11 protein-coding genes are annotated in these 12,480 nt (G+C 45.3%); 6 read left to right on the plus strand and 5 right to left on the minus strand.

The features are described from left to right. The first annotated feature begins 56 nt into the window (after nucleotides 1–56). Nucleotides 57–1,742, plus strand: a complete 1,686-nt coding sequence (locus QP775_RS15075) for a type 2 periplasmic-binding domain-containing protein (protein WP_239329962.1) — start codon at nucleotides 57–59, stop codon at nucleotides 1,740–1,742. Nucleotides 1,743–1,830: 88 nt separating this feature from the next. Then, nucleotides 1,831–3,804, plus strand: coding sequence for a glycoside hydrolase family 2 protein (locus QP775_RS15080; RefSeq protein WP_285107194.1), 1,974 nt, complete (start codon nucleotides 1,831–1,833; stop codon nucleotides 3,802–3,804). 133 nt (nucleotides 3,805–3,937) lie between these two features. Here QP775_RS15080 and QP775_RS15085 read toward each other — a convergent pair whose 3' ends face one another. The 3 genes from QP775_RS15085 to QP775_RS15095 all read right to left on the minus strand — a co-directional run bounded on the left by QP775_RS15085 (nucleotide 3,938) and on the right by QP775_RS15095 (nucleotide 5,765). Further along, the gene (locus QP775_RS15085) at nucleotides 3,938–4,957 is read right to left on the minus strand and encodes a MerR family transcriptional regulator (RefSeq protein ID WP_285107196.1); all 1,020 of its coding nucleotides are present in this window, start codon (nucleotides 4,955–4,957) and stop codon (nucleotides 3,938–3,940) included. Between the two features lie 106 nt (nucleotides 4,958–5,063). Next, nucleotides 5,064–5,168 (minus strand): DUF6254 family protein, encoded by a 105-nt coding sequence (locus QP775_RS15090; protein ID WP_239329958.1) that lies wholly within the window; start codon nucleotides 5,166–5,168, stop codon nucleotides 5,064–5,066. A 249-nt stretch (nucleotides 5,169–5,417) separates the two neighbouring features. Further along, nucleotides 5,418–5,765 (minus strand): hypothetical protein, encoded by a 348-nt coding sequence (locus tag QP775_RS15095; RefSeq protein ID WP_239329957.1) that lies wholly within the window; start codon nucleotides 5,763–5,765, stop codon nucleotides 5,418–5,420. 178 nt (nucleotides 5,766–5,943) lie between these two features. On the opposite strand from QP775_RS15095, the gene QP775_RS15100 reads away from it, so the two are divergent. Beyond that, nucleotides 5,944–7,110 carry a MalY/PatB family protein gene (locus QP775_RS15100; RefSeq protein ID WP_285107199.1) on the plus strand — a complete coding sequence of 389 codons (1,167 nt, stop codon included), beginning with the start codon at nucleotides 5,944–5,946 and terminating at the stop codon, nucleotides 7,108–7,110. Between the two features lie 103 nt (nucleotides 7,111–7,213). On the opposite strand, the gene QP775_RS15105 is transcribed toward QP775_RS15100, so the two are convergent. Beyond that, nucleotides 7,214–7,735: a TQO small subunit DoxD gene (locus tag QP775_RS15105; protein WP_239330683.1), complete on the minus strand. Its 522-nt coding sequence runs from the start codon at nucleotides 7,733–7,735 to the stop codon at nucleotides 7,214–7,216. Nucleotides 7,736–8,317: 582 nt separating this feature from the next. Between QP775_RS15105 and QP775_RS15110 the strand changes: the two genes are divergently transcribed. Next, a complete protein-coding gene (locus QP775_RS15110; protein ID WP_285107201.1) occupies nucleotides 8,318–10,054 on the plus strand; it encodes a lytic polysaccharide monooxygenase in 1,737 nt (578 codons plus the stop codon). 131 nt (nucleotides 10,055–10,185) lie between these two features. On the opposite strand, the gene QP775_RS15115 is transcribed toward QP775_RS15110, so the two are convergent. Beyond that, nucleotides 10,186–10,791, minus strand: a complete 606-nt coding sequence (locus tag QP775_RS15115; RefSeq protein ID WP_285107203.1) for a pentapeptide repeat-containing protein — start codon at nucleotides 10,789–10,791, stop codon at nucleotides 10,186–10,188. A gap of 234 nt (nucleotides 10,792–11,025) precedes the next feature. On the opposite strand from QP775_RS15115, the gene QP775_RS15120 reads away from it, so the two are divergent. Next, nucleotides 11,026–11,703 carry a TIGR00266 family protein gene (locus QP775_RS15120; protein WP_350338977.1) on the plus strand — a complete coding sequence of 226 codons (678 nt, stop codon included), beginning with the start codon at nucleotides 11,026–11,028 and terminating at the stop codon, nucleotides 11,701–11,703. Nucleotides 11,704–11,900: 197 nt separating this feature from the next. Next, nucleotides 11,901–12,428 carry a mismatch-specific DNA-glycosylase gene (locus QP775_RS15125; protein ID WP_285107207.1) on the plus strand — a complete coding sequence of 176 codons (528 nt, stop codon included), beginning with the start codon at nucleotides 11,901–11,903 and terminating at the stop codon, nucleotides 12,426–12,428. Nucleotides 12,429–12,480 lie beyond the last annotated feature (52 nt).

Here is a 12,480-nt window from a genome sequence, read left to right on the forward strand (position 1 = left end):
GCCTACATTCGGTTGATAAGATGAACCTATCTACAACACAAGGGGGAGATACACACATGGTCAACAAGGGGCAAGGGCTTAAGATGGTGCTAATCAGCATACTGATCATAAGCATGCTCGCGGGCTGTTCTGACTCCAATAACAATACAGCCACGCCAAGCGCAGAACAAGCTGCGATGGCAGACATTACGATTAAAGATGGCAAGTATGTCACTCCTGTTGAGGTTACAAGTGTAGGACGCCAGCGTAAATATACAAAGGGTGACACCAAGGATAACAATGTACACAGCCGATGGGCTGAACAGCGTCTGGGTATTAAGATCAACAACATCTGGGAGCCGGCCAATACGGACCAGTACAAACAAAAACTGCAATTAGCGTTATCATCAGGAGAAGAAATTCCTGACTTTGTTCCTTATTATGATGACCCTGTCGTCATAGGCCAGTTGATCGATTCGGAAGAGTTTATGGCGATTGATGATCTGTTTGAGAAATATGCTTCGCCCATTCTGAAAGAGCATGCCAAACAGCATCCTGAAATTTGGTATCCGTACATCAAAGACGGTAAAAAGTACGCGCTGCCGATCCTGGAGAATCTGGATAATGACAACACGGTGCTTTGGCTGCGTGAGGATTGGATGAAAAAGTTAAAGCTGTCTGCACCTAATACGATTGCCGATTTGGAACACATGATGGATCAGTTCAAGAACCATAACCCGGATGGGCTTGCTCCTGATAAAGTATTTCCGCTGACCGGTGCAATGAAGAGCGGGTACAATGGCTGGATGGGATCCTTGGAGTGGGTGTTTGCTGCCTATGGCGAAGTGCCCGAGCAGTGGAACATGGGCGAGAATAATCAGCTGCAGTACGGCTCGATCCATCCGGGTACTAAGCAGGCTTTAGAGAAGCTGCATGAGTGGATGGAGAAAGGATACATTCATCCTGATGCGGCCTTATGGGATGAAGGGAAATCTGCTGAGATTTGGACGAAAGGCAACGCAGGGATATTGCCCGGAGCACAGTGGATTCCCGATTGGCCAGCCCCGGATTTGACCAAAAATGTACCCCATGCGCAATACAAGGCTTATCCGATTCCGGCAGGGCCTGATGGCAAGATCGGCACCAAGTGGAAGAGCAGCACAGGCGCAAACGGCAATGTGCTGATTAGCAAACATGCAAAGCACCCGGAAGCTATTTTTATTTACTATAATTACTTGTTAGAGAACTATGCGAATCCACCAGTTGGCGGGGAGTTCGAATTTGGTTTTGCCAAGGGGTATGACTGGGATGAAGTAGATGGCAAGCCAACGAGTGATCCGGCGAGTATTCCGGATTACAACAACGAATTTATGTTTATCACGGGCTTTAACAACAATCAAGCGGTCATTCCGAACTTGTACATGAGTACGCTTGTAAAGCTGGCCGAGGGCAAGAAGCCAGAGACACCATACGAGAAGCTGCTCGCACAGAAGCGCAAGCCGGAGAATTGGTATGGCGCCAAGATTGTTATGGATCAAAAAGAGATTCGACGCAAAAATTATTTTAACGGTGCTCCAACGCCTACAATGCAGAGCAAATGGAATCTGCTGCGTCAATCAGAGTTCGAAACATTTAACAAAATTATTTATGGCAAACTGTCGATTGATGACTTCGATACATTCGTGGAGAAGTGGAAGCATAATGGTGGCGAGCAAGTGACGAAGGAAGTAAACGAGTGGTACAAGGCTGTATCTATTAAATAATTATAAGCGTGGGGCACGGCAAATCAGCGGTGCCCCTCCTATATTCAGAACCAACCACAAGCTGAAGCCGTATGATGGAGGGAGATGTATGTGTAATAGATTACCGCAGCAAATGACAGATGGTTTTTTGCTACCAACTTTTCAGATCGAGCAAGTAAAGGAACATGCTATTGCATTTCAAAGCGGCATACCAGTCCCCACCTTTGAACCGCAAAAACGACAAACGTTATCTTTACATGGTGTATGGCGCAAACAACGTTTTGCTGCCGATCATGACCAATCGCTGACACCACGCAGTATGAAGTGGATAAGCGAGGTAGAAGCAGATGCGAAGGGGCGTACGGAACTTCAATATGATGATTCCGAGTGGACTGCTATCGAGCTTCCTGGGCCTGAGAACCGGATGTCAGGCGAAGAGAGTTCTGCTGGAGCGGAACGGTATGAGGATGGCGTGTGGTACCGCCGGACATTCCATGTTCCTATCCATTGGTTGGAGATGGCGGTTACGCTAAAAAGTTTAGGCATCAGCTATGTATGTGATATTTGGATCAATGGCCAGTGGGCAGGCTATCATGAGGGCGGGTTTACGCCGTTTGCGTTAGATGTGACATCTATGCTGCGTGAAGGCACTAACATGATCACAATCCGAATAGACAACCCGCCTTGGGGAAGCCGCATAGATATGATTCCTGCGAGGGCAGATACCGACTTCTTTAACTATACAGGTGTCATTCAGGATTTGTATTTGGAGGCGGCACCAACCATCCATATAGCACGCTTGGATGTTGTGCCACAGAATGAGCAAGGACGTTTGTTCGTGAAGGCAGTCATTGAGAATCGTTCCGCTGTTGGTGCGCAGGCCACGCTTGAAGGTAAACTTTACGAGGCAACAACTGAAACAGACAAGCTGCTGGCTTCTCCTTATGCAGACGATATTCGAGCATCTGTTGTGGCAGTGGACGATTGGGAGCCACGAAGTGTCAAACTAGAGCCATGGCAAAGTATTGTCGTAACTTGGCATTTGCATGTCCACGAGCCTAAGCTGTGGGATATGGAGCATCCACATTTGTACGTTGCTGAGCTCAGCTTGTGCAGAGAGCAGTTGGAGCAGCGTGATCAACTCGCCACTCAATTTGGTATTCGGACGATTCGGACATCTGGTACACAGATTCAGCTGAATGGGCATGCTGTGTTTTTGCGTGGTATTGCACGTCATGAAGAGTGGCCGCGCTATGGCAGGACAGCTGCGTGGGAACGCATCAAGACAGATCTGCAACAGATACAGCAATTACATGCGAATATGGTTCGGACCGCTCATTACCCGAATCATATTTATACGTATTTGCTGACAGATCGGCTTGGCTTGGCTGCGATGAGCGAGATACCGCTCTGGCAATTTGAGACGATTCATTACGAGGCGCAGGAGCAGAAACGGCTCGCTGATCAAATGTGGCGCGAAATGATTTATTCACAGTTTAATCGTCCGTCAGTGCTCTTGTGGAGCACACAAAATGAAAGCAAGGAAGTAAAGCTGCGTAAAATATACAACGAGCGGCTTGTTCATGATGTTCGCTCCAATTATGCGGATGATCGGTTAATTACGCAGAGCGCCGCAGCCGATCAGCCTGGAGCGCATGACGAGTCTATGGAACCGCTTGATGTGGCGGCATGGACGATGTATTTTGGTATATTCCACGGGGGGACGGCATATGAGGGCACACAACAGTTTTTGGAGGAGGCCCACAAGTTATGGCCGGACAAACCGATCCTGAATACAGAGTACGGGTATTGGAGCCAAGAAGACAATAGTGATGCTCATAAACAGGTGCAGATGTACCACGAGACGCTGCGTGCACTATTAGAGCGAGCGACCGTAACTGCTGCTGGATTGCCGCGGCCAGAAGGCTTTGTTGCCGGTATCGATTATTGGTCGATATACAACTGGTATGTGAATCACAGCCAGTGGGTGCAGACGATGGGACTATATCAGATGGACCGTCTCCGAGAAAAGCCTGTGAAGCAGTTGCTGCAGCAGGATTATGGAAGACTGGCGGGACGATAGGCTGCGGTATTTATCTTCTTGATGAAAACAATGAGCTGTCCTGCATAAAGAGTGCATTTGAATTATAAAAGAGGCTGACACGGGGTACTTCAGTGTCAGCTTATTATTTAGCCGCTGGTGTGCCAGAATTCTGCTACTTATCGTCGTCCTCTAAATGATCAACCATCCATTGGATGCCTTGCAGTAATAATTTATCTGCTTGAAGCAATGTGCGCCATTCGGGATTAATGATCATGCAAAGGCGATCAAATCGTTTCATTAATTCTGGTCGTGGTCTCAAAGCGAGTTGGGCATATTGACGTAAATAGGCTCGCTTGTCGAGAAGCTGCTCTTCGGATGACTGCATCATCATCGCAGCTTCCATTACAATTGCTTGTACGACCGGACTATTTGGAGCTGCGTGCTGTTCAATAGCAGCCTGAAGTCGTAACAATCTCATTTCCAAATTGCTTTTCCACACTTCAACATCAAATTTAGGGTTGCTTTGTATAAAAGGAAAAGTGCTTTCTTTAAATTCCATTATAAACTGTAGATCGTTTATTAATTTCTTAAGTTCATTCCACGCAAAAGTTTGTCGGGCTGTTTTTTTGTGGTCTTTTACAATGTATTTGTTAAAGAGAAAGAGCACTGAATCTTCCCATTCAGGTGGGGTGTCGGCAAATAACTTCGTCTCTTTTATTTTATCGGCTATGTATTGATTTTTTTGTTTAGTGCTTGTTGTTATAGTGTCCATTAATTGATGAATATAATTAAGCGAATCCTTTGAAGAATGATGCTGTTTTGCTTCTTTTAAGATCGTAATCATATTTTGAAGTGTGCTCATTTTGATTGCTAGCGCTTCTATTTGCCAGTCAAGAGCTTCTGCTACTTGAGTATCATCAGACATCATATGCCGGATATCTTCAATTCCAAAATCCAAATAACGCAGCATTACAATGAGTTCCAAGCGCCATATATCGGCTGTTGTGTAAAGTCGATGGCCGCCTTCGGTATATTTGGTGGGCTTTAGAAGTCCGACTTCATCATAATGGCGAACCGTTTTTACAGTTGATCCAATCATTTTTGCGGCTTCGCCGATTGTATAATACAACTCAGAATCAGGAACCTTGGACAACAACATTGCTGGTTCCTTTTTTGGCATGGAAATAGTCATGCTGCAGCACCTCCTGAATCTATTATACAATCTCCTGTAGGGGGAGATTCAATGAAGGGAGACTGACGTAAACTTAACTTTAGCTCACGTCAGTCGAATAAACAGTCTATTCCTCAGCCAGCTCACGGAATGATTTGATTTTGCCATGTGCATGTGGAGTTTGCTTGCGAATTTTATTCGCATTTTCTCGACGGTTTTTTGGAATGGACATGTATGAATCCCCCTTCAAAAATAAAAATGAGTTCAGCAAAGCGGATCCGTGAAGCACGGTGCGGCGAACTTGTGACACGGATGTGAATATAGAATCGACGTGAATGCACTTCTTTATTCGCACAATGATTGGGATTGCTGAAGAGAGTTAGCGTCACGTTGGAATTATGTAATTAATGTTTAGAAAGCGCCTGCTCATGTTGAGCAGGCGCTTCTCATCTACAATTGGGCTCTAATGAACAAATGGGGATTAACGACGTCCTCTGCGTTTGTTGCGCACGCCACAGTTCACGTCTTTTACATTGTAGGAGCAGAAGTGCTGAGGTACTGGAATAGTATGATGTTGATTGACAATATTAACGGGGTGAACGATAGGTTGAGTTGCTGTATGGTAGAAGTTTTTGAATATCGTTTGTTCTGGGGCTACGATCGGATTGAGAGGGCCTGTGGAAGCGGGGCTGACCATACCAGGATTCATATTAGGGCCCATTCCTGGACCTGCACTTGCAGGACTAATCATGTTAGGGCTCATGCCATACGGAGAGACGCCACCCATATTTGGTTTGCTAGGACCACAACCGCAAGAATTACGTTTCATTTGCTCACATCTCCTTTTCAGAAAGTACTATAGGATACGCACTCCTCTGAATAGCTGCTTGTTCATTTGTCTTGACCGGATGAAATGCGGCGCTTTCATTATTTTTAATATGATTCCGTTTACGTTAATATAAAGACTAGGAGCTCAATACAGCTGGAAGTCAGACAAGGAGAATGATATGTACAACTTTGATGGAATCATGGACAGAATGAGTATGGATGCAATTAAAGCCACGCCGCAGCATTCATTGCAGCAAGACTGTATTCCACTATGGATTGCTGATATGGATTTCCCTGCTGCCAAGGAAATACAGGATGCACTGATGCAGCGCATGAACATTCCGAATTATGGCTACACGTTATGTTCGGAATCATATTATGAGGCGGTTATAAGCTGGATGCAGCGCCGTCATGCTTGGGAAGTGAAGCGTGACTGGATTCTGACCACCCCTGGGGTGATCCCAGCAATGGCTTTTGCGGTTCAATCCGTTGTTAAGCCTGGTGAAAAGGTCATGATTCAGCCTCCGGTTTACCCACAATTCGCGAGAATGATCCAACTAAACGGTGCTGAACTGGTTACCAACCCGTTAAAGCTGATCAATGGGCGATATGAGATTGACTTCGAAGACTTTGCCTTGAAAGCTCAAGATCCTGCTCTTAAATTATTCTTTCTTTGCAATCCACATAATCCGGTAGGCAGAGTATGGTCGCGAGATGAACTTCAGCGGCTCGCGGATATTTGTCTGGAGAACGATGTGATCATTTTCTCGGATGATATCCACCACGACTTTGTCTACGGCACGGCTCAGTATATCCCGATCGCTTCTCTATCTGCGGGCGTATCCGAGATCACGATTACGGCAACTGCGCCAAGCAAGACGTTTAGCCTTGCGAGCTTTAAGATGGGAAATATCATCATCCAGAATGAAGAGCTTCGCAAGGCGTATAACGTCGCAATTAACCGTGTAGGCTGCACGAGTCTGGATGTAGGCGCTATCAAGGCAACAATCGCCGGTTACACACATGGTGAGCAGTGGCTGCAAGCAGTTATACATTACTTGGAGCAGAACAATGCTCTGATTGATTCTTTTATAGCTGCAAGAATGCCAGTTGTGAAGACTGTTGCGCTAGAAGGCACGTACTTAAAATGGCTCGATTTTCGGGCGCTCGGTATGAATAACGACGTTCTTGAATCTTGGTCACTTGCACAGGCCAAGGTGTGGTTAAGTGAAGGTTATACTTTTGGAGTGGAAGGAAGCGGATTCAAGCGATTAAATATGGCATCGTCACGCAGTGTCGTAAAGGAAGCGCTGGAACGAATCGAACGGGCCATACATGCGCTTTAATAAAGTAGTACCGTTTATCAGACTGCCTTATACAATATCATGTTGGAAGGTCTTCGGCTTGCGTCTGGGGACCTTTCTTGCTGGGACAGGCTGTGAAGTTAAGTCATGCAGAGGGAGCCGCGCTGCTGTGAGGGGATCTGTCGCTGTTAGTGTTAGATCTAGATCTAAGCTTGCTGAATACATAATAATCTAAACCTATCCGTCCTGCGTTGGTATATGCAACAAGAACAAACATGGACAATATAATCATAATCGGACTGCCGCTAATTGTTCCGCTTAAGAGGAACGACATATTCATGACAATTCCGAAGAAAGCCGCAGTCTTTGTTAAGACGCCTAGCAGGAGACCTGCGCCAACAAGTATTTCCCCCCATTGTACCATGATGCTGAATAATTCTACATTCGGTAACGCAACATGCTTCAGAAAAGATGCCCACCAGTCTTGGACAATCGGTCGTTCACCGGTTGCTTTGGCCAAGGCGCCGTTCAGAAATCCACTTGCATCAAATGATCCGCCTGATACTTTGCCGAGCCCAGCCGAAATCCAGGTATAGCCTAAGTATAACCGGATAACAAACAGAAAAGCTGAAGCCCACAGGTTCCTCCTTAAAAATTCGATCATTATTAATTCCTCCTTCGTTATTTAAAATTTAGCCAAATTTTTGGCTTGCATGAACACTGTAAAGCTCTTGGGGAAGAAATTCAAGGTGTTTGGAGAGCTATTTTGTACAAAAATTCATTTTTTTGCATGGAAATTTAGTAGTGCTTTAGGTATAGTGGCCTCACGTTTTATAGTCTGTAAGAATTATACCGCTTTAATTTTATAGAATATAACTACCACTTTTTGTTATAGTCTTGCTGCCTCATATTATCCATTTCTTGTTTAAAGTAGTCGAATGTATGAAAAGAAAGTAGAACATTGTCCCGATTAAATTAAGACTACAGTCATGAGTGATCTATTGGAAAACGGATACATTCGTATATACATTCATGTGAAACGATAAGATTTCTACTAGGTATGATGAACCTTTCGAGGAATGTCGGCATTTAGTAAGATATGGACAAGAGTGTAATATGAATAATTACGCATATGAGGGGAGACATATGCAATTATTCAACTCTTAGCACTCTCATCAAGTACAGTCAGCTTATCCAAAAGTAAGTTTCAACGGGCGATATACTACGAATGAATAAGGAGATTGATCTGATGTTGACAAAAAGATTGTGGAAAACAAATGTTTCAACGCTTTTAGTAACGATGGGGTTGGTGGCAGTTGGTACAGCAACAACTTTTGCTTTTGCAGATACTGCATCAGCACATGGGTATATCGAGGGCCCTGCTAGCCGCGCATTGTTGTGCAAGCAGGGTGAAAATAAATCTTGCGGAGCGGTCCAATATGAACCGCAAAGTGTAGAAGCATTAGGGAACTTTCCAGAAGGCGGACCTAAAGATGGCCAAATAACTGGCGGCGGTATCTTCACGGAACTGTATGAACAATCAGCTAACCGCTGGTCAAAAGTGACAATGAATGGTGGTAAGAACACCATCTCTTGGCACCTGACAGCTCCGCACAGCACAAAAGAATGGAAATATTACATTACGAAAAAAGATTGGGACCCTAACAAACCATTGAAGCGTGCGGATCTCGAACAAATTGCATACTTTGATGATGGCGGCAAAAAACCGCAAACAAAAGTTTCCCATGAAGTTAATGTTCCAAAGGATCGCAGCGGTTATCATTTAATTCTTGGCGTATGGGAGATTGCAGATACACCCAATGCATTCTATCAAGTAATGGACGTTAACCTTGTGAACGATGGTTCCGAAGTTCAACTTCCTACAGTTCCAAGTAACGTTGTTTCTCCGTCGCAGACGACAACTAGCATAGAGATTAAATGGAATGTATCATCGGCTTCCGCAGGTATCAAATGGTACGAATTGTACCGTGACGGGAAGCTGCTTGGCACCACAACAGCACCATCCTATAGCGATAAAGGTTTAACGCCAACTACAGCTTATGCATACACGGTAATTGCTGTGGATGGAGCAAACAATCGCTCGGCAGCCAGCAAACCGTTGTCTGTTAGCACAAAATCACCAGTGGTTGATAAAGAAGCGCCATCTGTTCCAACAAACGTAAAGGCTCCTCATCAGATGGAGACAGGGATTCATCTTGTTTGGACGGCATCCACTGATAACGTAGGTGTGGCCAAGTATGAGGTATACCGTGACGGCAAGCTGGTCGGCACAGTTGCAGAACCATCCTTTATGGATAGCGGACTGACACCAGCAACATCGTATACGTACACAGTTGTGGCTGCAGACGAAGCGGGTAATCGTTCTGGAGCAAGTACACCATTTGTTGTAAGCACAAAAGCAGCTGTAGTTGATAAAGAAGCACCTACAGTTCCGGGCAATGTCAAGTCTACTGCTCAGACAGAGACAAGTATTACATTAGCTTGGAATGCATCCTCCGATAATGTCGGTGTTGCAAAATATGAAGTGTACCGTAACGGCCAGTTGGTTGGTTCCACGGTACAGCCTTCCTTTGTAGATAACGGTTTAACGCCGGATACGAAGTACACTTACACAGTAGTAGCTGTAGATGCAGCAGCAAACCGTTCAGCGGCAAGTGCAGCCATTGAAGCAAGCACAAAAGCAAAAGGGCAATTCACCACTTGGGATCGCAGTAAAGTATATCTTGGCCGCGACCGTGTCACCCATAACGGTTTGGAATACGAAGCGAAATGGTGGACGCAAGGGGATGAGCCAGGGGCTTCAGATGTATGGAAAGTGGTTAGCAATGTGACATTAGAATGGAACAAAACGACTGCATATGATGGACAGGCTAAGGTAGCCTACCAAGGCAAGGTCTATCAAGCTAAATGGTGGACAAAAGGCGAAACACCTGGCGCTTCAGACGTATGGGTTCTCGTAAAGTAAGCAGACCGTTTGTTAACGAATCAAATAATGACTTCATGTAAGAAAGCCGCTTCTTACTCGTCATACGATAACACGTTTTTCGGTTATCTGTAAGGCGAGGAGAGGCGGCTTTTATTTGATATGATCATCAATTAATCTATTTTGGCACCGTATGATCGAGCCATTACTACAGCTTGTGTGACATCAAGGCGTACGTCCTTTATGTCTATTGACTTAAAGTCGATACCGTCTACGATCGCTCCCCTTAGGTCCGCGCCTTTAAGCTTAGTTTTGCCAAGCCGTACGCGAGTCAGGTCGGCATCTCTTAGATCTGCTTTTTCCAAATTGCATTCATACAAGTCTGCCTCAGCCAACTTCACGTGTCGTAGCTGCTGCTTGACCAGATTAGCATGCCGCAAATTGGTGTAAGACCAATCGCCGCCTTGAATAGTAATACCGTCTAACTGGGCGTTGGCAAAGTCTGATCCTGTCATTTTACATTCCTCAAACTTGGCTACAAATAGGTTCGTGCCGCTAAATATACAATTCGTAAAGGCGGAGCGTGTATGTATAGAGGCGTTTAAAACGGCACCCGTAAAGTCGCAGTTCATAAATTGACAGCTTGTAGTCCATACTTCTTCCATATGAGCCCCGCGGAATCGGCAATTGGTAAAGGTACAGCCCCGTAATTCGCCATCCCGCAGGTCTTTATTGCTAAAATCCACTTCTGTATATTGTTGGTCTATATATTGGTACATTTCATATCGCTCCTTTGAAGTTGAAATGTTAATCTGACGAGTATGATAAAGCGTATGCGCCTATCGACTGCATTCATTTTATCAGCTTGTATGAAACGGGTGCAATTAGGTATATACATACAACGTCTGTCGTTTTAACGCGTATTACAAGTTATAGATGCGAGATGTGCATGCGGATGCAGATCCAATATGCCATTTCATACTTCCACTTCTCATAATGAAAGGGTGATTCATTTGCGTTATGAAATATTGTACGAAGGAGCATTCCCCCTCTTGCAGATTGAATTAGAGCATGGCGAGTCAATTAAGGCTGAATCAGGTGCAATGGTGTCTATGAGCCCGAATATTCAGCTGCGCGGGTCGATGGAGGGCGGTATTATGAAAGGGCTCGGCCGGATGCTGAGCGGGGAGAAGTTTTTCTTTCAAGAGTTGACATCTCAGCAAGGGCATGGTCAGGCCACGCTTGCGCCAGCTTCTGTTGGCGGAATTACGGCGGTTGAGTTGGATGGAAGCTATTCGCTTTTTGTGCAGAAAGATGGATTTCTTGCTGCAACGAGCGGTATTGAAGTCTCTACCAAAATGCAGCGCCTTGGTAAAGGCTTGTTGTCAGGCGAAGGTTTTTTTATCATTGAAATTAGTGGTCGCGGTACTGTGTTTCTATCCTCGTATGGCGCCATTCACCCGATTCAGCTCGGACCTGGAGAAGAGGTTGTTGTAGATAATGGTCATCTGGTTGCGTGGCCAAGTTATATTGATTATAAGCTGGAGAAGTCATCGAAGGGATGGGTATCATCTGTCACGAGCGGTGAGGTACTAGTCTGTCGTTTCCGTGGAGAAGGATCGGTGCTTATCCAGACACGTAATCCACGAGGCTTTGGTCAATGGGTGCAGCAGTTTATTCCTAGTAAATAAGATGGGCTTAAGCGTAATAAAGCACCTTGCCATTAGCAGGGTGCTTTGTCGTAGAAGGACCGTTAGACGCGTGACAGGCCAATTTACTTCCATAAGGATCAGGTCTTGTTCATATGCAGAAACTGATTCATAACTGATTTATATTATGGAAGCTATATTTAAGAAAATGTGCTTGTAAGGGAAAGGAGTGAACAGATGTGCTTGCTGCAATTCCGGATCATATTCAGCAAGGTCTTAAGGTATTGTTCGTTGGCTTTAATCCTAGTCTTCGCTCTGGTGAGACAGGTCATCATTACGCAAATCCGCGCAATCGCTTCTGGACTATTTTATACCGTTCCGGATTGACGGACCGCCTTTACCATGCAGACGAGGATCAGGATCTGATAGCACTTGGCTACGGATTTACCAATATTGTATCTCGGCCTACACGTACGGCTGCCGAGATCTCGACTGAGGAATATGCCGCGGGTCGGATCAATCTCTTGCGGAAAATAACCTTGTATCGACCGCAGGTGGTCTGTTTTGTAGGCAAAGGAGTATATCATGCGTTCAGCGGTAAGGATGCTGTCTGGGGTTATCAGTCTGAGCCGATAGTAGAGGGGACTGCGGCATTTGTTGCGCCATCTTCAAGTGGACTCGTCAGAATGAAGCTGGAAGAAATTGTGGATATCTACCGACAGTTAGCAGTTGGATTGGCATTGCCTAAACGTCATCAGCAGCAATAGTGGAGGCTTTTTATCAGCAGCATTCTCGTTAAATCAGAATAAAATCACCTAT

It is taken from the genome of Paenibacillus sp. UMB4589-SE434, from assembly GCF_030226685.1.
In the GTDB taxonomy this organism is placed as follows: Bacteria; Bacillota; Bacilli; order Paenibacillales; family Paenibacillaceae; genus Paenibacillus_B.